The sequence below is a fragment of the Nitrospira sp. genome (genome assembly GCA_035968315.1).
In the GTDB taxonomy this organism is placed as follows: Bacteria; Nitrospirota; Nitrospiria; order Nitrospirales; family Nitrospiraceae; genus Nitrospira_D.
The window spans coordinates 32,526-52,837 of record JAVYIN010000006.1; the positions used below are offsets into that span (position 1 = coordinate 32,526).

Here is a 20,312-nt window from a genome sequence, read left to right on the forward strand (position 1 = left end):
GCCCCTAGCCTCTGGCCCCTCGCCTGAATTCTTCCGGGAATTGCGCCATCGCCGACAAGACCGGATAGGGCGCCCGTGCGCCAAGACCGCACAGGCTCGTCGCCTTCATCGTGTCGCCCAATTCGGCCAAGAGGGCCAGCTCCGCTGCCGTCGCCCGCCCTTGCTGAATAGATTCAAGAATTTCACGCGCCCGCAGAGACCCTACTCGGCAGGGCACACACTTCCCGCAGGACTCGTCTGCCACAAAGGCCATGAGATGGCGCGAGAGCTCCAGCATATCCGTCTCGTCGTCGTAGACCACGATCCCGCCATGCCCCAGAATCGCGTCGGCCTTCGCGAAGGCCTCGAAACAGATCGGAATATCCAGCTGCGCCTCGGTGAACAGGCTGCCCAGCGGCCCGCCGACCTGCACCGCTTTCATTCGCGCGCCATCCGCCATGCCTTGGCCGAACTGATCAAGCACCTCGCGCAACGTGAGTCCGAAAGGCACCTCGATCAGTCCCGGCTGCTTCACCCGCCCGCCGAGTTGGAGCACGGCGGTGCCGCGCGACCCCTCCGTGCCAAGCGACGCATGCCAGGCGCCGCCCCGCGCGAGGATAGTGGGCACGATGGCGAAGGTGAGCACGTTGCTCACGATGGTCGGCTTGCCATACAGACCGGATTGCGCCGGGTGAGGCGGGCGCGCGCGCACGACTCCGCGCCGGCCTTCGAGGGATTCCAGCAACGCCGTTTCCTCGCCACAGACATACGAACCGGCACCGGATACCACGTCGATGGGAAAGGGCCGTCCATCGGACTCCAGCAGACCGGCGGCGTCCGCCGCATGAATCGCCTCACGCAGGCTGGCCGCCGCGGCCGGATATTCCTGGCGGCAGTACACATACCCAGCCTCAGCCCCGATGGCTCTGGCGCAAATCAACAGCCCTTCGATCAAGCGGAAGGGATCGCCTTCCATCACCATCCGGTCGCAATAGGTTCCGGCATCCCCTTCGTCGGCATTGGCCACGACATATTTCCGGTCCGCCGGCGTGGTTGCCGCGACCTCCCATTTCTTCCAGACCGGGAACGCCGCGCCCCCCCGGCCACGCAGCCGGGAGCGCTTCATCTCTTCGATAATCGCCGCCGGACTCATCCGCCTCGCCGCGCGCAGGCCGGACCATCCGCCCTGGGCCTCATAGGCATCGAGCGCCAAGGGCTCCGTGAGGCCGAAATGGGCAAAGGTGTGCCGCGTTTGTCCCGTCAAAAATGGGATGGCCGACAGGGGAGTGCCCCCGACACCCGCAAGGATCTTGGGCAAGTCGTCAGGCGTGGCGCGGCACCAGGCCACCCGCCCGTCAGGCCCATCGCGCTCGACGATCGGCTCCAGAAAAAACGCGCCCCGCGACGAGGTGCGGACAAGGCACACGTCAGGCCGATGCTGCCAGGCCTCGGTGAGACGCCGCGCCCCCGCCGCGAGCGACGAGGTATCGTTGGACAGATAGAGCCTCACGGGATTCATCGATACCGCTCCAACAGGTTGGCCACATCTTCCGGCGCCACACGGCCGTGCAACTCGCCGTCGATTCGCACGCTGGGCGGCACGGCACAGTTCCCGACACACGATATCGGCTCGAGCGTAAACCGTCCGTCGGGCGTCGTCTGGCCCAGATCAATCCCCAGGCACGCGCGGATCGCCTGCAACACCCGGCCGCACCGGTTGGCGAAACAAGACTCGCCCTGACACACCTGAATGCGATGCCGGCCGGATGGGGACGTCTTGAGGGACGGATAATAGGACAGCACCCCGGCCACATCGGCCTCGGTCACCCCCTGCGCATGCGCGATGGCTGGAATCAGCCCGGGATCGACCGAGCCGTACCGGTCCTGCACGGCGTGGAGCACCTGAAGAATATTCGGCGGCAGGCCTGACGCGGGGCGCACGCGGGCTAATAGGTCATCGAGATCGTTCGGCGGGAGCATCTTCACGGCGTACCTCTTCGAGCCCAACATGCCCGCGCAGCACGTTATAGTCAAATGCCGGCTTGCCGATCCGCCGCCACCCGAGATCGGACCGTTCCATCTCATCGATCACGCGGCCGACGTGTTCGCGGCCGGCCGGAGTCGTCGCGGCATGGCGCGGCGTCTTCCCGCCCAGCACCGGCGCCTCCCGGTCGCTCCAATCCAGATAGGCGGTTTCCAGAAACGCGTGCAACAGGGCTTCATCCTGGTCCGGCGTGACCACGACCTGCACCGGCTGATCGGCATTGAGTTCATCCGCGCTCAAACGGTGCGGCGCCGGGTCGGTCGCCTCTCCGCGGAAATGGAGCGAGAACCCGAACGCCGCCGCCAGCTGATGCTTAAGCGCGTCGAGCCGTTCGCGAGAATCGGCCTCCACCCAGAGTTGCGTCGGCGTCAGTGTGAACCGCGCCACGACGCTCCCTTGATCCTCCGCGGAGGCGCCACGCAGAATCCACCGCAGTGTTTCCCCTGACCCGCCCGGCGGATCGGCGTCCATCCCTTCAAACCCGGCCAGCCGGTCACGGAGAAGGGCCAATTCGCGATGTTCGTACAGCGCCAGCGCGTAGAGATGCCGCGCGCCATCCGCCGTGCCATAGCGGATATCCGCCACCACCTTGAGCAGCGTCCCCAGGCGCATCTGCGCGTAGATCCACAGCAACATGTGGCCGAAGCGTTTGGCAAATTCATGCCAATCGCCCAGTTCGAATGAGCCGGCATTGATTTCCATCTCGCGGCGATAGCCGTTCACCGCCTCCAAGAGTATCCGCCCTTCCGCCGCTGTCAGCAGTAACGCGCATCCGCCAATCACCACGTCATTCGTCTCGGGATCGCCTGGCATCTGCACGAAGCGCGTCAGCAACACCTGCCCCGGCTGCACCGGCTGAGAAATATCGCCTCCGCGCACCTGATAGACACGGCGATCGCCCAGCGAGCGGCAGGCGAAGACCGTATTCGGCGTCTCAGACGGAACAATCTCAGTCAGATCCAAATACGAATGTTTGAGGGGATCCATCCAGGCCCGCTCTTCCTCCGGAATATGTTCGGTGATCACATCCCGGAGCTGCTCGATCAGCGTGAGCTGCCCGTCTTGCGGATAATAATCGGCATAGACCGTCCACGCCGCCAACTCCACTTCCTGCGCGTAGGGCGGAAGCGGCGCAACGCCCCCTCCCTCAACATAGGGCCGCAACGCCTGGCGCAAGGCCAGATCCCGCTGCGCCTGAAACATCGGCGAAAGGGAGAGGGCTTCGAGCCGGGCGATCAGCCCGTCCAGCCCGGGAGGCAAGGGCGCCCAGAGGCCGGCTGCCGATTCATTCGCGAGCTTCATGAATTTCTTCCATCACGATGGCTTCGGCATCGAGCCAATCTTCCAGATCGCGTCCCGCCCGGCGCCCGCGTTCCTCCCACAGTTCATAGGCCTTCTGGGCAATGCGATCCCGCATCCCATCGGGCAATTCAATCGGCTTCCCCGCGCCCGGCCTCCGTGCCGCCCTCGCCGCAGACGAGCCGCTCTGTTTTTTCGCCATCGCTGTCATGAGACACCTCCTTGTGGCACATTCCAACCGCTCACGATGACACGGGAATCACGCGGCGATGACCGGCCGCATATTTCGGACTGCGCACGGTCATGACAGGGCAACGCGATTGCCGCAGCACGGCTTCGGTCACACTGCCGCTCAGCAGATGGGACAAGCCCCGGCGGCCATGCGTGCCCATCACGATGACATCCGCCGGCAGCGTCCGGGCGCTGTCCAGAATGGAATCGGCGGGAAGCCCTCCCCGCACATGCGAATCGGCGGCAATCTTCGCCCCGGCCAGCGCCTCCACAAAACCGGCCAGCCGCTGCGTCACCCGCGCGCGCATCTCTTCCCGCTTGGGCTCATGCGACAGCGTAAAGTCCAGCCCATAGGAAATCGGTTCCAGCACGTGAAGCAGCGACAGCGATGCCCCCGACCGCTGCGCCAGCCACGCCGCATACTCCAGCGCCTCGAGCGAACAATCGGAGAAATCCACCGGAACCAGAATCCGGCGCACACTGACTCCGGCACAAGGATGAGGATCGACGAGAGTCCCGTCGGACAGTTCCGCCCGCACCGCCAGAACCGGACAGGAGGCCGACCGGATCACCCGCTCCGCCGTACTGCCCAGCAGCACGTGGGCCAGCCCCGTCTTGCCCTTGGTCCCCATCACAATCACGTCCGCATCCTCCGCACGGGCGGCGCCCAGAATTTCTTCGCTGGGAATCCCTGTGGCCATCCTCGTCTGCACGGCGATCCCGCGCGCGGCAGCCCGCTCGGTCAGAGCGGCCAGCTCCTTCTTCGCCGACTTCATCAGCTCGTCCAAGTACAAGCGGTTGACCTCATACTCCGGATTCATACCCGGTTGAAATTCCAGCACCGTCACCACCGTCAGCGAGGCCCGCCAGGTGGAGGCCAGACACAGGGCATACGCCTCCGCCTGAGCAGCCCAAGGCGAGAAATCGGTCGCAAACACAATATGCGGCCGTTCGATATCTGTGCTCACACTGCCTCCACATTCAATAACAATAACTCGCCCGTCATGTTGGGATGAATGGAGCAGCGGAACTCATGGCGGCCGGGACGGGACATGTTGAACCGGATCGCCGCGTCCCGCTTCGCATCGAGAAACACCCCCCCCACCCCTCGCCCATAGACCACCACGCCCTCCCGTTCCACTTGCGCGGGAATCCCTTCAAACATCGTCGAGCCGAAATCATGGCGTTCGGCATCCTCGTTTTTGACCTTGATCACGGTCGGAACCCCGAGCCGGAGCGTCCCCTGCTTCGTCATAAACTTAAAATCCTTGATCGTCACCTCGACCACCTGCTCCGACTGTGACCAGAGCGGCAGATCCACCCCGCCCCATAAGGCCCAGGTCACGCTCACAACGATGACCCAACCCAGCGAATGACGCCCTTGTTTCATCATGGCCTCCTTATTCTCCCTGCCTCATGCCCGTCCTTCAGGGCCGTGCCTTGACCGGCAACGGCACCGTCAGCACCGGGCAACCGGCTGTTCGCACGACTTTCTCTGCGGTACTGCCGAAGAAAATCTTATCGACGCTGCCCGACCGCCCTCCATAACTGCCCATCACCACCAGATCGACCTTTTCCACCCGCGCCAGTTTGGCAATCTCGACGAACGGCACTCCTTCCAATACCACCCGCTTCATCGCAATCCCTTTGGCCGCATCCGATTCCAGCAGTCGCCGAACATGGAGACGGGCATAGTGGCGAAGCCGGCGCTTTTGCGCCGCGGCATCGGACGGCACCGCCAGCAAGCCCAGCTTGTTGAGGGTCTCCACGGCGCCCATATCGATCACATGCGCCACCAACACCTTGGCCTCACAGAGGCGAGCGAGATCACAGGCCACACGAAACGCCTCTTCCGAGCAGGGCGAAAAATCGACCGGAACCAAAAGGGATGAGAACGGTGCGCCATACATAGTCACTCCCCATCATCGCAAGGGCAGTGCCACGGCATGAGAACCTGATCGGTAGCGGATGATCCCGCATAGACCCGGCAGTTTATGTCTTTCTCATCCTGCCATCAGCCATACGCCATCCGTTCTTCAGCTCAATTGGGGGAGCCCTGCTACAGTGGAGAATCGCGGCCTGTAGCAGAAGGCGACAGGACGCGTGAGGAGTGCCGCGCAAGAGACGCAAAAAACCCATTGTGTTGTGCTCTTCATCCCTTACCTAACCAGACACAAGACCGGCACTGGACTTGCTCACCTAACACAATAAGGGGAGTAGAACATGACGCGCACCCAATGGCTGCTGATAGGAGCGATCGGACTCGGATTCGCGATCGGGATCTATCTCCTGTTCTTTTGCCCGACGGACTGTCGCTAAGAGAGGCTCCTTATGAAAGTGCTGCTGGCTGTCGATGGGTCGGACCAATCGTACGAGGCGGTGCGGGCGCTGGCCTATCTCTCCCGCGCCGAGGAGCTGCACGTTCTGCATGTATTAGACGTGCCTACACCGGCCTATCCGATGATGGTGCCGGAAGTCGCCCAGGAGTTGTACGCCACGGTCGAGCAAACCATGCGGGAAGACGGCAACCGGCTGTTGGATCGGATCGTCTCGCTCCTGCCGATGGAGACCGGTCCCGCGACCAAACAACTGGCGATCGGCTCCCCCGCCGACCGGATCGTGGACTATGCCGCCACGCATCAGATCGATCTCGTCCTCGTCGGGGCGCGGGGCCTCGGCCCGATCAAGGAACGGTTGATGGGAAGCGTGTCCCACCGGGTCCTGACGTTTTCGCCTTGTGCCACGCTCATTCTGCCCTGCTTCATGAAAGCCCTGAAGCATGTCCTGCTCCCCTTGCAGGGCTCCCAGGACGCGGAGCGCGCCTTGCTGTTCTTGCGGCATAAACCATTTCGTGAATCGGTGCCGATCACCCTTCTGACCGTGCTCCCGCAGACCACGCCGCCCTGGCCGGTGGATGCTGCGGCGGCGAAGCAATTGGAGAGCCAGTCGCTCACAAGCGCCGAGGCCTTCACTCAGACCGTCGCCTCCCAACTGGCCCAGATGGGATACCCCGTTCAGAGCAAGGCGGTGCTGGGCGCGCCCGTGGAAGCCATTCTCCGGGAAGCCGTAGCGCTACAGGCCGATCTGGTGATGATGGGCTCCCGCGGCAGACACGGACTGACCCGCATGGTGCTGGGCAGCGTGTCGCACGCCGTGCTTCATCATGCTCCGTGCCCCCTGTTGGTGTTTCACTGAGGAGGGTCTGTGATGACGCCGATGTACGACTACACATGCCTGGACTGCGGCAAGGAATCGCTGATCGTCGTGACGCTGAAAGAACACGAACAAGGCGGTCTGCAGTGTCCGAAGTGCGGCAGCACCAATCTGAAACAGATCTTCACCTCCTTTATCGCTCACACCACCAAGAAGAGTTGATCATGCGCCTGATGCCCTACATGCTCGCAATCGCCCTTTGGGGAATCGTCTTGATGCCGGGGTACACGGCAGCAGAGGACTTTCCCGCCGACATGGACAGAGGGAAAGCCATCTACCAGCGGCACTGCGCGGCCTGTCACGGCCCCAGCGGATGGGGAGACGGGCCATCGGCCGCCGCACTCAAGGTCGCCCCCGCGAACTTCCAGCGGTTCCGGTCGTTCTTGAAATCGGATGAGGAATTGCTGCGCACCATCGAACACGGCGTTGTCTTCAGTCCCATGCACGCCTGGAGAGGGCAGCTCACCGACGGCGAAATGCAGGACGTCCTCGCCTACATTCGCCTCCTCTCACAGCAGGGACGCTGAGGCACCGTGCGATTGAGTGATCTCGTGTATCGGTGAAATGCCAAACCCGGAGAACTCGGGAAACTCCGAGCCCCGCAATCGCCACACCGCCATATTGCACGTTATACTTGCATGATCGCCCTCACCCCTCACGATGCCCTGCTGATTGCCGATATCCAGAACGACTTCCTGCCCGGCGGCGCCCTCGGGATCAGCGGCGGAGACGCCATCATTCCCACCCTGCTGACCTACATGCGCCGGTTCCAGGCTCGGGGTCTCCCTGTGTTTCTGACACGCGATTGGCACCCGCCCAATCATTGTTCGTTTCAGGCGCAGGGAGGGCTGTGGCCCGTGCACTGCGTGGCCGGTTCGCCCGGCTCGCTGCCGCCACCAACCTTCGATGCGCCCGTATCAGCCGTCATGATCTACAAAGCCATCGACGCCAGCCGCGAGGCCTACTCGGCGTTTCAGGAGACCCCGCTGCACCGCCACCTCCAGGCCATCGGCGTGCGGCGGCTCTTCATCGGCGGCCTGGCAACCGATTATTGCGTGCTGAACACGGTGAAAGACGCCAGGAGATTGGGCTATGACGTGTGCTTGCTGACAGACGGCATCAAGGCGGTGAACCTCCAGCAAGAGGACGGCCGTCATGCCGAAGAGGAGATGATCCGTCTGGGAGCGGCGCCGGTCCGGGTGGAGATGCTGGCCGCATGAACCCCTCAACCAGCGCACTGATGACCGATCTGTACCAGCTCACCATGGCGCAGGCCTACCATGACCAGCACATGCAGGAGACGGCGGTGTTCGAGTTCTTCGTCCGCAAACTGCCTCCCCACCGGAACTTCCTGGTCGCCGCCGGTCTCGAGCAGGTTCTGGACTTTCTCTCGGAATTGCAGGTCACGCCGGAAGAACTCTCCTGGCTGAAACAGACGGGACGGTTCAGCGCGGGCCTCCTGCGCTACCTGGAAACGCTGCGCTTCACCGGCGATGTGGAGGCCATGCCGGAAGGAACGGTCTTCTTCCCGCAGGAGCCGGTTCTCCGGATCGTCGCGCCGCTGCCGCAGGCACAGCTCATCGAGACCCGCGTCATGAATCTTCTGAACTTCCAAACCATGATCGCCTCGAAAGCCGCACGGTCAGTGCTGATCTCGGAGGGAAAACCGCTCATCGACTTTGGCCTGCGGCGGGCGCATGGCGCCGAAGCCGGCCTGTTCGCGGCACGGGCCAGCTATCTGGCCGGCTTCTCCGGCACCGCGACCGTCCTGGCGGGCATGGCCTTTGACATCCCCCTCTACGGCACCATGGCCCATTCCTTCGTACAGGCGCACCGGGATGAAACGCTCGCCTTCGAGCACTTTGCTCACGCCCAGCCGGACAATGTCGTCCTCCTCATCGACACCTATGACACGGAAGCCGCCGCGCACAAAGTCGTGGCATTGGCGCCCGTACTCACATCCAAGGGCATCACAGTGAAAGGCGTCCGATTAGACAGCGGAGACCTGGCCAACCATGCCAGGAAGGTTCGCCGCATTCTTGACGAGGGAGGCTTGCCTCACGCACAGATCCTCGCCAGCGGCAATCTCGACGAATATCGCGTGAAAGCATTGATCGGCACCCGTGCGCCGATCGACGGCTTTGCCGTCGGGACGGCCATGACCACCTCCGCCGACGCCCCTTCACTGGACTGCGCCTACAAACTCCAGGAATATGCCAGCCGCCCCTGCCGCAAACGCTCGGAAGGCAAAGCCACCTGGCCGGGCCGCAAGCAGGTCTACCGCCACTGCCGTCACGATGGCGGATGGGAATACGATCTAGTCACCACACTGGAGGACAAGGCCGAAGGCGTCCCGCTGCTTCAGCCTGTGATGACAGCAGGCCGCCGCCTCGCGCCCGCGCCCGCATTGGCCGGCATCCGCCAACGGGTGGCGGCACAACTCGCGCAACTCCCCGCTCCGCTCACAACTCTGGAGGAGGCCCCGTCCTACGAGGTGCGGATCTCGCCGCAGTTACAGGAACTTGCCGGAACCGTGGACCGTTCTCTCTAAATATGGCATGGTCACGCACCGATGAATTTCACTTCTCAAGGAGACACCAGATGACGCAAGCCAGTTCACGTGCGGCTATCCTCCAGACCCTGCTGATTCTCGGGCTGACCATCGGCTCCGGCGGCATTACTCACGCCGGACAAACCCATCCGGCCGCCACCCATGCGGGACCTTGCAGCAGTCCATATAAGCACAAACCCGTTCCGGCCAAGACCTTGCGCGCGCTCCTCGGATCACATGGGCAATGGCTGGAGCAACGAAACAACCAAGACTATCACCGCGCCGACCTCTGCCAAGCCGGCCTGCACCAGGCGGCATTGACCGGGGCCGATCTGGAGCGAGCCCAGCTCGAAGGGGCGAATCTCCGGCAAGCCAAACTCTCTCAGAGCAACCTGAGCCAGGCCAGTCTGGCCGGAGCCGATCTGACCGGCGCCATTTTGGAAGACGGCAATCTCTCCGGGGCCGACCTCCGGCATGCCCGGTTGTCCGGAGCAACCCTGCTCCGTGCAATCGGCGACGAAGCCGCGCTCTACGACGCCACCTTGGCCGGCGCCCGCATGGCAGAGTCCACGTTCGAGCGCGCCCATTTCGAAGGCGCCGACCTCTCCTCCGCCGATCTAACCGACGCCAACTTCGTGGACAGTTATTTCTATGGCGCCACCCTGCAGCGCGCGACCCTCGTGGGAACCGATCTGATGGGAGCCGATCTGCGCCGCACCATCCTCACCAACGCCAACATGACCCAGGCCAATCTCCAAGGCGCCTTGCTCGACAGTGCGCGGCTCGACCAGGCTCGCCTGATCGAAGCCGACCTGGAAAGCGCCTACCTGGATGAAGCGAATTTGCGCGAGGCGAATCTGCGAGAAGCCATCCTGCGCGGAGCGGATATGCGCTACACCAACCTACAGAAAGCGAGTGTGCAGCAAGCCGATTTGGAAGGGGCCAACATGGAAGGGGCACGGCTGGTCAACACCAATCTACAGTCGGCCAAGCTCCGGATGGCCATTCTCTATCACGCCCACCTCGATGGAGCCGACTTCCGTGACGCGCACTTGTACCGGGCGGTCTTGATCGGAGCACGGGGATCACGCCCCAACTTCTCGCAAGCCGATCTCTCTGAAGTCTATGCGCCGAAAGCGTCCCTCCGGCAGGCGCAATTCAGCGACGCCAATCTGGAATCGGCCAATTTCGTCGCCGCGAATCTGAGCGGCTCGAATTTCACCCGCGCCAATCTGGCGCACGCCAATCTCCAGGACGCCAGCCTCCAGGATGCGGCGCTGGCCGGAGCCGATCTAACCGGCGCCAGGCTGGAGGCCGCAGACCTGTATCGCGCAAACTTGCGGGGCGCAACACTGACCTCCGTGACCGGACTGACACAGGCCCAACTCGACCGCGCCTGTGTCGATGAACAGACCCTCTTGCCGCAGGAATTGAGCCGTCCGGCTCCCTGCACCACTCTTAAGAAAGAAAGCACGCGATGACCGCTCCACACGAACATGCCGTACGGATCCTGCGAGGCCGGGTCTCTCTTGAGGGAGTACTCGGGCTTCCAGACCATCCGCACGGCGTGGTCGTGTTTGCGCACGGGAGCGGCAGCGGCCGGTTCAGCCCGCGCAACAACTTCGTCGCCCGCCATCTCCAGCGGCACGGCCTCGCCACCCTGCTGCTCGACTTACTGACGCCGGACGAAGCGGACGATCGGAGCAAAGTCTTCGATATCGATCTGCTGGCCGACCGGTTGTTGCTGGCCAAAGCCTGGCTGGCAGAAGAGGCTCGCACGAAGGACCTGGGGATCGGCTACTTCGGGGCCAGCACCGGAGCCGGCGCGGCGCTGCAAGCCGCGGCGAGAGATCCCTCGAACATCCACGCCGTGGTCTCCCGAGGCGGACGGCCCGACTTGGCCGAACCCTATCTCGCAGCAGTCACCGCGCCGACGCTCCTCATTGTCGGCGGTTGGGACGAACCGGTGATTGAGATGAACCAATCCGCCTACGAACTGCTCACCTGCGAAAAGAAGCTCATCATCGTCTCCGGCGCGACGCACCTCTTCGAAGAGCCCGGCACGCTGGAGCAAGTGGCGGAACATGCGGAGAAATGGTTTGGGCGGTATCTTCCACGAGAAGGGGCAACGGCGAGATAGCGACGTCTCACCTACTCAAAAACTTCCCCTGCACCATCTTCAAGATCATCTCCGCGGCTTCATTCGCCGGGACCTTCGTCGTATCGATGGTGAGGTCGGGATGGAGGGGGACTTCGTAGGGTTCTTGCAACCCTGGGACGGTGAGGGATTCTCCGCGCTGCCCGCGCTGGTAGGTGCCTTTGTAGTCGCGCTGCATGCAGGTTTCGAGCGGACAGACGACGGCCACCTCGACAAACCGCTGGATCATGCTGCGGCCGAAATCGCGATAGGCCCGTCTGGTGGCCGTCGCATCGAAGATGACCGTCACGCCATGGGCCACGAGCTTCGCCCCCATGAAGGCCATGGCGCGATAGAAGAGATCCCGCTCCGCTTCCGAATAGGTGGCCGTCGGCGTCAGCACGCGCCGCACGTCATCCGACTCCAACACCTCCACCGATAATCCGAGCGCTTCCAGCCTCGGCCGCAATTCACGCACGATGCTGCTCTTGCCCGACGCGGGCAGGCCGGTGAGCCAGATGGCAAACGGCTGATGTCGTGTCATTTCATGACCCGCCTGGCTAGAGGTGCGCGGCTAGGGGCTAGGGATATCGTTAATTTCACGCTCGCCACGTGCCTCTTGCCTCACACCTGCCGCGATGCGGCACAATACTCATTCACCTTCGACGGGTCGAACCGCGGGGCTGCCAGCACGTTGTCCATGAATGTAAAGATCGTACGGCGAACCTGGATCGGCAATTTCGGATACCAGACGGGGCTGGCCAGCACCAAGCCGCGAAACGCGAAAAATGGCGCGGCGCAGGCGGTGATCTCTTCGTCCTTGCTCGCCTCCTCATACGTATCCCAGAACAAGCGAAAGAGCACCTCAAACGGCCCCTGCATCTTCCCCCAGCGGCAGAGCGAGTAAAAGAGATAGTTCACGGTCATCGACGTCACATCGTCGGCCGGCTCGCCCCACTCTCCGCGCGAGCGATCGAGCACCGCAAAGTTCACGCCCTTTTGAAAGAGCACGTTCCAGGGATGGAAATCGCCATGCACCTGCGACAATCGGCGAGCCTTCCCACGCAGACGCCAACGCCAGCGGTTGCAGGATTCCTCGACCGACCGCAACACGTCTTCCGTGATAAAGCCGAATCGCTTGGGGTAACTGTCGGTCAAGCCCATGATGCATTCGCCGTGACCGAGCAACTCACGGAGACGGCGGCGATACAGATCGGCATCCCGCTTCTTGCGCGCATGGATCTGGGCGAGATACTGCGCAAGTGCCACGGTGCGCTCCCGATCCAGCTTGCGCAGCGCCCTGCCCTTGGCAAGCCGTTCAAGATCGAGATGATAACTCGCGCCCTCCGTCCATTGGTTCAGGACGAAAAACTCCCGCGCCCCTGCCACCGAGAGCAATTCGTGCCGGCCGGTGAACGCGCCCACGTCGAGGGCCTTCACATGGCGGGGAAGCCGGCCATAGGACTCGTAATCCCACAACATGGCCTGCGCGCGATCAGCCATGTGCTCATGCCCGAAGGGCCCGGGCTTCATCGTCTCAAGCACCGCCGACTGCAAGCGGGGTCCGACACGGAACGTGACCTTAACTGGCGTCCCATAGCCATATTGTTTCTGGGCCCCCTTCGAGCTGGCCTTGCCGATCACCTCGCAGGACACCAGCGCGACCTCAGGGCCGAAACGGGTCTGGAGGTACCGCTCAAGGGACCGTCTCTTCAACGCCGGCATGTTAGATCTTTGCACGCAAGTCATGTTCCTAGGCAGGCCAGGCGAGGAGCACGAGGCGAGGGGCGAGAGGGGGGAAAGAAATTCTTCTAGAATTTGCCTTCTCCGTACCTCTCGCCTCTAGCCCCACCCCCCGTGCCCCTGTACGACTGGCGCATTGAGCTTCAGTCACCGAAAGATCTCTGGGGCGAAATGCGTCACTGAGCCGCAGGCAAGAGGCACTGGGCCAGTGGCAAGAGGTCAGAATCTTCACGCCCCAAGCCCCTTGCCTCGCGCCTCTCGCCTTCCGCTATGGCAGGCACATCGCTTGCTGATCTTAGGGCGTGGAAGAAACTCGTGGCCAGATAGGAGGAACCAGATGGATCTCAAAATCGAAAGCCGCAATATCGAAATGACCCCGCGATGGAAGACCGAAATCGAAGCCCGCATGGCAGACCTGCAACGCAACCACGACGATCTGACCCATGGGCGCGTCACGCTCACGAAAAACCGCCATCACAAGAAACTCGACAACGTGGCCGAAGCGCTCGTGCTCGTAACCCTTCCAGGCCGCCAGACGTTGACGGCCCGTAAGGAAGACAAGACCTTCGAAGAAGCGATCAGGGCCGCCTTCCAAGCCGTCGCGATCGAACTCCGCAAGTCTCGTGAGAAACAAGCCCACACCGAGATACGCACAGAGCCCATCCCTCCCGAACGCGGGGTGATCTGCAAGCTCTTCCTGCAAGAGGGCTACGGCTTCATCCTCCAAGACGGAGGCGGAGAAGTGTACTTTCATGAGCATGCGCTGCAAGGCCTGACCTTCGAGCAGCTGGAGGACGGGATGGAAGTCGTCTTCAACCTTGAGCAAGGCAAAAAAGGCCCGCAAGCCACCGTCGTCACCCTTCCACCTCCCATGGCAGCCAAAGGCCAATAAATGACCACGGACAAATTCAAAGTGCCGGTATCGATGCTCTCTCCCCTGATCGATCCCGGCCACTTCGGTTTCGAGGACACGGGCGAGTTGGAGCCCCTCACCGAAATCATTGGGCAGGAACGGGCAGTCGAAGCCCTGGAATTCGGCCTGCACATGAAGAGCCCCGGATTCAACCTCTATGTGTCTGGCCCTACAGGCACCGGTAAAGGCACGCTCGTTCGCCAAATGGTGAAACGCATGGCGCAGGGCGCGCCGGCTCCTTCCGACTGGTGCTATGTGAACAATTTCCAAGATCCCTCGCGCCCCTCCTGCCTCGCACTGCCGGCCGGGCAAGGCGCCTCGTTCAAGCGGGAAATGGCCGCATTCATCGACGGACTGCGGCGGGATATTCCGCTGGCGTTTGACAGCAAGAAATACCTCGATGCCAAAGCCAAGCTGCACGACGAGATCGAATCGAAGAAGAAAGCGCACTTTCGCGAATTGACGGACCTGAGCCAGAAACAGGGGTTCGTCTTTGAGGAAACTCCGGTCGGCTTCGGCATTGTCCCGCTCAAAGCGGGCCATCCCATGACGGACGAGGAAATGGAGGCGATGACCGACCAGGAGCAGCAGGAGCTGACGGAGCGGCGCAAGGTGCTCGAAGGCGAAATCCGCGAATTTCACGTCCGCATCCATGCGCTGGATAAAGAGGCCGAGCACCAGCAGCGCCACCTCGACCGCCAGGTCGTGACCAATGTCTTGGAAGGCCGCTACGAAACGTTGCGGCGGACCTACCAGGATCTGGCGGCCGCCGCCGCGTATTTAGAGCGGGTGCAGCAGGACATCGTCCACCACTACAAAGACTTCCTCCCGCAGGAAGGACCGCATCTCCCCCTTCCCGGCTTGGAACCCCGCCGGCCCGACATGACGCGCTATCTCGTCAACCTCATTGTCGAGCACGATCCGATGGGGGGCGCGCCGGTCATCGACGAATCGCATCCGACCTATACCAACTTGATCGGCAAAATCGAACGGCGGGCGCACCTGGGCGTCATGTATACCGACTTTACCGAGATTCGCGCGGGCGCGGTCCTCATGGCGAACGGCGGCTACTTGATCGTGAACGCCATGGATGCGCTCCGCCAGCCGTTCTCCTGGGACGCCTTGAAGCGGGTGATCAAGACCGGTGAAGTCAAGATTGAAGACCCCGGCGAGTTCTATGGCTTCTCGACCGCGGGGCTCAGACCCGAGCCGATCCCCGTCAATGTGAAAGTCATCATGGTCGGCCCTCCGATGGTCTACCACCTGCTCCAGGCCTATGAAGAAGACTTCGGCAAGCTCTTCAAGGTGAAGGCGGATTTCGACACCGAAGTGGTCCGCAGCGAGCGGCAGGACAGGCAATATGCCCGGTTCATCGCCAAGATCTGCCGTGAAGAGGGGCTGCCGCACTTCGGCGCGGATGCCGTCGCGGAAGTCATCCGGCAAGGATTCCGGTTCGCCGACCGGCACGACCGGCTGTCGCTGCGGTTCAGCCTGGTCAGCGATCTCATCCGCGAAGCCGGCTACTGGGCCAGAAAAGAAAACCATTCGTTTGTGACCCGGGGGGACGTCGACGCCGCGGTCACGCACAAACGCCACCGCTCCAATCTGGCTGAGCACTGGATCCAGGATGACATCAAAGAAGGCACCCTGATGGTCGCGCTCGACGGCGAGGTCGTCGGCCAGGTGAACGGACTCTCCGTCCACCAACTCGGCGACTACGCGTTTGGACGGCCCACCCGCATCACGGCCCGCACCTATGTGGGCACCAAAGGCGTCATCGACATTCAGCGGGAAGCCGAATTGGCCGGCCACATCCACAGCAAAGGGGTCATGACCCTGGCCGGCTATCTGGCCGGCAAGTTTGCCGGGCTGCATCCTTTCGCCATGAGCGCCTCGCTTACCTTCGAGCAAACCTACTCTGAGATCGAAGGAGACAGCGCGGCCGTCGCTGAGCTCACGGCGATTCTGTCGAGCCTGGCCGACCTGCCAATCCGCCAATGGCTGGCCGTCACCGGTTCCGTCAATCAATTGGGCGAAGTGCAGCCCATCGGCGGCGTAAACGAAAAGATTGAAGGGTTCTTCGAGTCCTGCTCGCGGCGCGGCCTCACGGGCAAGCAGGGCGTGATCATCCCAGCCCGCAACACGAAGCACCTGGCCATTCGCCGCGATGTGGTGGAGGCGGTGGAGTCCGGGCACTTTGCGGTCTATGCGGTGAATACCGTGGAAGAGGCCCTGGAACTGCTCACCGGCGTCCCGGCCGGCGAACGCGCCATCGACGGGGAATATCCGCTCGATACGGTCTTCGGCCGTGCCGCTCAACGGCTCGCCGAGATGGCGCAGGCGGTTGCCGAATGGGGGGAAGGAGAAGAACGGACCGGCGGGCATATCATCACCGAGCCATGAAACCGGCACGGCGCCCAAATCCTAGAACCGTCCATCTATTTTATTCGCCGTCAATTGCGCACTGATCGCGTCGAGCAATTCCCGCGGGCTGAATGGTTTTCTGAGCGTCTGGTCGGCCCCGAGGTCCGTGGCGACATCGAGCGCGTCCCACTCGCCTGTTCCGCCGGACATCGCGATGATCTTGCTGGCAGGCTGGGACGCGCGCAGACGAGGAATCAATTCCAAGCCGTCCATGCCAGGCATATAGACGTCCACGAGAATCAAATCCACCGCATGATGCAGCAAGAGATTCAGGGCATGCTGCCCATGCTCGGCCGTCAGGACATGATACCCAACGGCTTCCAGTGCGGTCCGGAAGAGCATCCGAATTTGCGCTTCATCGTCGATCACGAGCAGAGTGCGAGGAGCCGTCTCAGTCATGTTACGTAGTATGACTAGTATCGACGCAGCACGGAAAGAGCCGATTGACCCGGATTAATAGCCCTAGCCGCGAATCCCTACCAGGGAACGATGGCCTGTCAACCGTCATGGACAAGGCCACGCCCGCGCAGGGATCGCCTGCCGGACAAGCGGAATGCCGGAACCAGAACCACAGGGAGAAGACCAATGCGTGGAGAAAACATGAGACGAGAGCGTGGACGAAATGCAAAGAGCCGGATCACTCCTTCTGCGCCGCGATCAACTGGCCACGGACGGCTTCCAGCAACTCGCGGGAAGAGCACGGTTTCCTGAGCGTCTGATTGGCGCCCAGCCGCTTCGCGACTTCAAGATAATCCCACTCCCCGACACCGCCGGACATTGCCATGATCTTGCAGGCCGCATGGGAGGCACGCAGACGCCGGATCAGCTCCAGCCCATCCATCTCCGGCATAAAGATGTCGACCACAACGAGATCCACCGCCTGAGCCTGGAATAGTTCCACGCCCTCTAGCCCGCCTCCGGCAACCAAAACCCGGTACCCAGCCTCTTCGAGGGTCGCCTGGAACAGCGCCCGCGTGTGCGCGTCATCATCGATCACGAGCACCGTATGACAGGCCCCCTCTTCCATGGCACACAGTATGCCAGGAGCCGAAATGGGCGCCCAGAGCCAAATGGCGGGAATCAATCGTCGCAGCCATACCGCCTTCCACGGTAGGTCTCTCCAGCCCCTGTCCTCGCTCATCCGGCTGCCCGTCATCACACGGGTTCTACGGCTCGCTCGCCGGCGCTGCGCCTGTGATGTGGACCACCGGCCCCCGCGGAAGCATGACCGCCTCGGCGGCCTCGGCCTCACCGCCAAGCACCCACTCGTACAACCGTCTCGCATCGTTCAGCTCCGGATCTTTCGGAACCCCATACTGCTCCTGCTGCATCGGTTCATCGTAGAGCCCGATGCAGCCGTGCGAGGCGGGATAGCCAGGCAGATCCCGCCCGTGAATCCAGTAGGACACCCCTTCCCGGTTGATGTAAAACCGGAGTGCGTGGTGCATCGGGTAGGGCCGATCCGTGCCCTCGATCGTATAGCGATTGGATTGATGGGTCCGGCGTGCCGCCGTCAGGCGAAATATGCCGGCCGGGGTTTCATTGTGCCCGTTGCCGGATGCGATGGGGAGGGCAAATCGCAGCGCGCCATACTCATAGGCGCCGAGAAACTGTTCCGTGAGGTCGATCAGCACGAACTGCTCGTCCTGCTCCGCGGCGGAATAGAGTACCGGCAGCGGGGTAAACGCGGCCACCTCCTCGATCCGCCTGGGGATTTTGAGCGCCACGCCGGCGCGCGCGTGCCGCCGGTCGATCCGGTTGAACCGGGCCACATCGTTCCAACGATCGCCAAACAGACTTTCCAGGGTTTCACCCGGCCGCAAGGTCCGGCAGTCCCACTCGACTGTCGAATCGCTCGGATAGACGAGGGCGCACGGGCCTGGATGCTTCTTAAGAGGTTCCGCTTGAGCGATCTCGGGAGAACCGAATAGCCCTGCGATCAGAGCCAGAGTCGTGACAATACTCCTCCACAGGAACACGCGGCCAGATAGATTCAGTGCAAACCTGAGAATGCAAAAGAAACCGGCCTTCCACGGCTGGTCAACATGATCGCCAGCAAGGCCGCAGCCGAAGAAAGCACCGGAGGCGTACCCTCTCGGGTACGTTGAGGATGCTTTCGAGGCGAGAACGCCGCTGACGGTCATGTTCAGCAGCCGGCTAGGACCAATGCTGCAACGCTTTCGTATACCCAAACAGCAGATCCCGCCGGGCGAGAACGCCCACCAGCTTGCTGTTCCGCACCACTGGTACACGCGTGAGATAGCGATCCTGGAAGAGATCGGCCACTTGGACGAGAGTTTGATCTTCCGTCACGGTCACGGGATGAGCCGACATGATTTCCGTGGCCAGGATCTTCCGCAAGTCCCGCCCCTCGATCATGGCCTGGAGCAGGTCGTATTCGCTGACAATACCAACAAGGGTCCCCTCCTCGTCCACCACCGGCAGGCTGCCGAAATTGCGATGGGTCATTAAATGGGCCATCGTCGACGCATCGGTGCGCGGCGTGATGCGCGTCACCGCGTCCTGCATCAACTGCCCGACGGTCAGGGTCTTGGGATCGCACGGGGCCAAGAAATATTCTGTTTGTCGCATGGCCGCTCCCTCACTTTTTTCTACGGGTGGCACTGCCCCCTACATACATTCGCAAAATATCGCGCCGGGCGATAATCCCCACCAGCCGGTCCTTGGCATCCACCACCGGGACCCGCACCAGATCGCTCGCCCGCAAGACATGCACCAGCGTCGCCAGCGTCGTTTCCGGACGAACGGAATAGGGGTTGGCCGTCATCACGTCCCCGGCCGTGAGTTCGCCCAGGAGACGGCCGTCGTCCATCGCCGCCAACAGGTCATGCTCGCTGACAATTCCGATCAGCGTGCGTTGCTTATCGATCACCGGCACGGCGCCGAACCCTTCGATCATGAGCGACGCCATCACATCGCCCTTCGTTTCCAGATGGGCAAACTGGACTCGTTTTTCCATCACCTGCTTGACGGTCATGGGGCCATAGTCCGTGGCCTTTTTGGTCTTCGTGCGTCCCGTCGGTTTCTTTGTCGGCATACCCCCACCCCTCCTTCATCTCAATCCCATCGATGATCCCCTGGCCCCGGCGCTCCGCACTCACTCCCCCGGCAATGTCCTGCCCAGCCCGCGATCTTCCTTCCACCGCACATAGACGGTCTTTTGTTTTCTCGCCTCGACCGTGAGGCCCATGAGCACTTGTTGACTGCCGCCATACGCGGCGGTCACATCATACTGCCCTGGGGCCAGATCGACAAAGAGCCACGGTCCCGCGACCTGTTCCTCAGGGATCGTCACCGCCGCTCCCCCTTTGACCGGCTGAATCGTGACCGACACGCCGGCGAGAAAGGGCTTCCCCCCCGCCGTAAATACCAGCTTCAACGGAAACGGCGGATAGTGGGCCGCCCGTTCTTCTAGGCCAACACCGGCGCTAAAATAGCGAACAGCCCCTGCTCGATACAGAGGAATTGTGTGCTGCAGCACCTTGCCATCGACCTGATAGGTCAACTCGATGGCTTCGCCCGACTCACTCATACGAATGGTAGGTCCTCCATCCGCTAGGCTCAGATCTCCACCCACACCCACGGCAAGCACCAGAGCACACAAGATGGCCTTCTTCATATCTGCTCCTCCTTCTTCAAATGATCTCGCAAGGTAGGTGCCATAGGCGCGCGCTCAGATTTCTTCGTATTTTCTCGAACAACAACAGGCCTGGCACCTCGACCGCAATAGACCCGTGAAAGACTGACGCTAATCACC

Annotated in this window: 24 protein-coding genes; 9 read left to right on the forward strand and 15 right to left on the reverse strand. The window is 62.3% G+C overall.

Going from position 1 to position 20,312, the window contains the following annotated elements; all coding sequences use genetic code 11:
• Positions 1-4 precede the first annotated feature (4 nt).
• The 7 genes from RI101_09100 to RI101_09130 are packed head-to-tail and all read right to left on the reverse strand — an operon-like array spanning position 5 to position 5,463.
• A complete protein-coding gene (locus tag RI101_09100; protein MEC4890199.1) occupies positions 5-1,498 on the reverse strand; it encodes an NADH-ubiquinone oxidoreductase-F iron-sulfur binding region domain-containing protein in 1,494 nt (497 codons plus the stop codon).
• A complete protein-coding gene (locus RI101_09105; protein ID MEC4890200.1) occupies positions 1,495-1,959 on the reverse strand; it encodes an NAD(P)H-dependent oxidoreductase subunit E in 465 nt (154 codons plus the stop codon). Before RI101_09105 ends, RI101_09100 begins: the two co-directional genes overlap by 4 nt.
• A complete protein-coding gene (locus RI101_09110; protein MEC4890201.1) occupies positions 1,934-3,325 on the reverse strand; it encodes a hypothetical protein in 1,392 nt (463 codons plus the stop codon). Before RI101_09110 ends, RI101_09105 begins: the two co-directional genes overlap by 26 nt.
• A complete protein-coding gene (locus RI101_09115) occupies positions 3,309-3,533 on the reverse strand; it encodes a DUF2934 domain-containing protein (protein ID MEC4890202.1) in 225 nt (74 codons plus the stop codon). Before RI101_09115 ends, RI101_09110 begins: the two co-directional genes overlap by 17 nt.
• Positions 3,534-3,564: 31 nt before the next feature.
• A complete protein-coding gene (locus RI101_09120) occupies positions 3,565-4,521 on the reverse strand; it encodes a universal stress protein (protein ID MEC4890203.1) in 957 nt (318 codons plus the stop codon).
• Positions 4,518-4,946, reverse strand: a complete 429-nt coding sequence (locus RI101_09125; protein MEC4890204.1) for a cupredoxin domain-containing protein — start codon at positions 4,944-4,946, stop codon at positions 4,518-4,520. Before RI101_09125 ends, RI101_09120 begins: the two co-directional genes overlap by 4 nt.
• A 34-nt stretch (positions 4,947-4,980) precedes the next feature.
• The gene (locus tag RI101_09130) at positions 4,981-5,463 is read right to left on the reverse strand and encodes a universal stress protein (GenBank protein ID MEC4890205.1); all 483 of its coding nucleotides are present in this window, start codon (positions 5,461-5,463) and stop codon (positions 4,981-4,983) included.
• Between the two features lie 421 nt (positions 5,464-5,884).
• Here RI101_09130 and RI101_09135 point away from each other — a divergent pair, with 421 nt between their 5' ends.
• The 7 genes from RI101_09135 (at position 5,885) to RI101_09165 (ending at position 11,457) form a co-directional block, all read left to right on the forward strand.
• Positions 5,885-6,748, forward strand: a complete 864-nt coding sequence (locus RI101_09135; protein ID MEC4890206.1) for a universal stress protein — start codon at positions 5,885-5,887, stop codon at positions 6,746-6,748.
• A gap of 12 nt (positions 6,749-6,760) precedes the next feature.
• A complete protein-coding gene (locus tag RI101_09140) occupies positions 6,761-6,928 on the forward strand; it encodes an FmdB family zinc ribbon protein (protein ID MEC4890207.1) in 168 nt (55 codons plus the stop codon).
• A gap of 2 nt (positions 6,929-6,930) precedes the next feature.
• On the forward strand, positions 6,931-7,293 hold the full coding sequence (locus tag RI101_09145) for a cytochrome c (protein MEC4890208.1): 363 nt from the start codon (positions 6,931-6,933) through the stop codon (positions 7,291-7,293).
• A 111-nt stretch (positions 7,294-7,404) separates the two neighbouring features.
• Complete coding sequence (locus RI101_09150) at positions 7,405-7,986, forward strand: isochorismatase family protein (protein ID MEC4890209.1); 582 nt, start codon at positions 7,405-7,407, stop codon at positions 7,984-7,986.
• Positions 7,983-9,317, forward strand: coding sequence for a nicotinate phosphoribosyltransferase (locus RI101_09155; GenBank protein MEC4890210.1), 1,335 nt, complete (start codon positions 7,983-7,985; stop codon positions 9,315-9,317). Before RI101_09150 ends, RI101_09155 begins: the two co-directional genes overlap by 4 nt.
• Positions 9,318-9,367: 50 nt before the next feature.
• Positions 9,368-10,798 (forward strand): pentapeptide repeat-containing protein, encoded by a 1,431-nt coding sequence (locus tag RI101_09160; protein ID MEC4890211.1) that lies wholly within the window; start codon positions 9,368-9,370, stop codon positions 10,796-10,798.
• Positions 10,795-11,457, forward strand: a complete 663-nt coding sequence (locus RI101_09165; protein MEC4890212.1) for a dienelactone hydrolase family protein — start codon at positions 10,795-10,797, stop codon at positions 11,455-11,457. Before RI101_09160 ends, RI101_09165 begins: the two co-directional genes overlap by 4 nt.
• 7 nt (positions 11,458-11,464) lie before the next feature.
• Here the strand turns inward: RI101_09165 and RI101_09170 are convergent, their stop codons facing one another.
• Entirely contained in the window at positions 11,465-11,998 is a 534-nt protein-coding gene (locus RI101_09170) for an adenylyl-sulfate kinase (protein ID MEC4890213.1), read from the reverse strand.
• A gap of 80 nt (positions 11,999-12,078) precedes the next feature.
• Positions 12,079-13,179 (reverse strand): phosphotransferase, encoded by a 1,101-nt coding sequence (locus tag RI101_09175; GenBank protein MEC4890214.1) that lies wholly within the window; start codon positions 13,177-13,179, stop codon positions 12,079-12,081.
• Between the two features lie 355 nt (positions 13,180-13,534).
• On the opposite strand from RI101_09175, the gene RI101_09180 reads away from it, so the two are divergent.
• Together RI101_09180 and RI101_09185 are read left to right on the forward strand one after the other, a co-directional pair.
• Positions 13,535-14,089 (forward strand): HPF/RaiA family ribosome-associated protein, encoded by a 555-nt coding sequence (locus RI101_09180; protein MEC4890215.1) that lies wholly within the window; start codon positions 13,535-13,537, stop codon positions 14,087-14,089.
• Positions 14,090-16,513, forward strand: a complete 2,424-nt coding sequence (locus RI101_09185) for an ATP-binding protein (protein MEC4890216.1) — start codon at positions 14,090-14,092, stop codon at positions 16,511-16,513.
• 21 nt (positions 16,514-16,534) lie between these two features.
• Here RI101_09185 and RI101_09190 read toward each other — a convergent pair whose 3' ends face one another.
• The 6 genes from RI101_09190 to RI101_09215 form a co-directional block, all read right to left on the reverse strand.
• Positions 16,535-16,933 (reverse strand): response regulator, encoded by a 399-nt coding sequence (locus RI101_09190; GenBank protein MEC4890217.1) that lies wholly within the window; start codon positions 16,931-16,933, stop codon positions 16,535-16,537.
• Between the two features lie 238 nt (positions 16,934-17,171).
• Positions 17,172-17,561 carry a response regulator gene (locus RI101_09195; protein ID MEC4890218.1) on the reverse strand — a complete coding sequence of 130 codons (390 nt, stop codon included), beginning with the start codon at positions 17,559-17,561 and terminating at the stop codon, positions 17,172-17,174.
• A 139-nt stretch (positions 17,562-17,700) separates the two neighbouring features.
• A complete protein-coding gene (locus RI101_09200; GenBank protein MEC4890219.1) occupies positions 17,701-18,357 on the reverse strand; it encodes a L,D-transpeptidase in 657 nt (218 codons plus the stop codon).
• A gap of 334 nt (positions 18,358-18,691) precedes the next feature.
• Complete coding sequence (locus RI101_09205) at positions 18,692-19,126, reverse strand: CBS domain-containing protein (protein MEC4890220.1); 435 nt, start codon at positions 19,124-19,126, stop codon at positions 18,692-18,694.
• A gap of 10 nt (positions 19,127-19,136) precedes the next feature.
• Positions 19,137-19,592, reverse strand: a complete 456-nt coding sequence (locus tag RI101_09210; GenBank protein MEC4890221.1) for a CBS domain-containing protein — start codon at positions 19,590-19,592, stop codon at positions 19,137-19,139.
• 60 nt (positions 19,593-19,652) lie between these two features.
• Positions 19,653-20,174, reverse strand: a complete 522-nt coding sequence (locus RI101_09215; GenBank protein ID MEC4890222.1) for a hypothetical protein — start codon at positions 20,172-20,174, stop codon at positions 19,653-19,655.
• Positions 20,175-20,312: the final 138 nt, after the last annotated feature.

Excerpts from the sequence above, each read along its gene's own strand:
- RI101_09100 (MEC4890199.1), bottom strand. The coding sequence starts at position 1,498 with ATGAATCCCGTGAGGCTCTATCTGTCCAACGATACCTCGTCGCTCGCG.
- RI101_09105 (MEC4890200.1), bottom strand. The coding sequence starts at position 1,959 with ATGCTCCCGCCGAACGATCTCGATGACCTATTAGCCCGCGTGCGCCCC.
- RI101_09110 (MEC4890201.1), bottom strand. The coding sequence starts at position 3,325 with ATGAAGCTCGCGAATGAATCGGCAGCCGGCCTCTGGGCGCCCTTGCCT.
- RI101_09115 (MEC4890202.1), bottom strand. The coding sequence starts at position 3,533 with ATGACAGCGATGGCGAAAAAACAGAGCGGCTCGTCTGCGGCGAGGGCG.
- RI101_09125 (MEC4890204.1), bottom strand. The coding sequence starts at position 4,946 with ATGATGAAACAAGGGCGTCATTCGCTGGGTTGGGTCATCGTTGTGAGC.
- RI101_09130 (MEC4890205.1), bottom strand. The coding sequence starts at position 5,463 with ATGTATGGCGCACCGTTCTCATCCCTTTTGGTTCCGGTCGATTTTTCG.
- RI101_09135 (MEC4890206.1), top strand. The coding sequence starts at position 5,885 with ATGAAAGTGCTGCTGGCTGTCGATGGGTCGGACCAATCGTACGAGGCG.
- RI101_09140 (MEC4890207.1), top strand. The coding sequence starts at position 6,761 with ATGACGCCGATGTACGACTACACATGCCTGGACTGCGGCAAGGAATCG.
- RI101_09145 (MEC4890208.1), top strand. The coding sequence starts at position 6,931 with ATGCGCCTGATGCCCTACATGCTCGCAATCGCCCTTTGGGGAATCGTC.
- RI101_09150 (MEC4890209.1), top strand. The coding sequence starts at position 7,405 with ATGATCGCCCTCACCCCTCACGATGCCCTGCTGATTGCCGATATCCAG.
- RI101_09155 (MEC4890210.1), top strand. The coding sequence starts at position 7,983 with ATGAACCCCTCAACCAGCGCACTGATGACCGATCTGTACCAGCTCACC.
- RI101_09160 (MEC4890211.1), top strand. The coding sequence starts at position 9,368 with ATGACGCAAGCCAGTTCACGTGCGGCTATCCTCCAGACCCTGCTGATT.
- RI101_09165 (MEC4890212.1), top strand. The coding sequence starts at position 10,795 with ATGACCGCTCCACACGAACATGCCGTACGGATCCTGCGAGGCCGGGTC.
- RI101_09170 (MEC4890213.1), bottom strand. The coding sequence starts at position 11,998 with ATGACACGACATCAGCCGTTTGCCATCTGGCTCACCGGCCTGCCCGCG.
- RI101_09175 (MEC4890214.1), bottom strand. The coding sequence starts at position 13,179 with ATGCCGGCGTTGAAGAGACGGTCCCTTGAGCGGTACCTCCAGACCCGT.
- RI101_09180 (MEC4890215.1), top strand. The coding sequence starts at position 13,535 with ATGGATCTCAAAATCGAAAGCCGCAATATCGAAATGACCCCGCGATGG.
- RI101_09185 (MEC4890216.1), top strand. The coding sequence starts at position 14,090 with ATGACCACGGACAAATTCAAAGTGCCGGTATCGATGCTCTCTCCCCTG.
- RI101_09190 (MEC4890217.1), bottom strand. The coding sequence starts at position 16,933 with ATGACTGAGACGGCTCCTCGCACTCTGCTCGTGATCGACGATGAAGCG.
- RI101_09195 (MEC4890218.1), bottom strand. The coding sequence starts at position 17,561 with ATGGAAGAGGGGGCCTGTCATACGGTGCTCGTGATCGATGATGACGCG.
- RI101_09205 (MEC4890220.1), bottom strand. The coding sequence starts at position 19,126 with ATGCGACAAACAGAATATTTCTTGGCCCCGTGCGATCCCAAGACCCTG.
- RI101_09210 (MEC4890221.1), bottom strand. The coding sequence starts at position 19,592 with ATGCCGACAAAGAAACCGACGGGACGCACGAAGACCAAAAAGGCCACG.
- RI101_09215 (MEC4890222.1), bottom strand. The coding sequence starts at position 20,174 with ATGAAGAAGGCCATCTTGTGTGCTCTGGTGCTTGCCGTGGGTGTGGGT.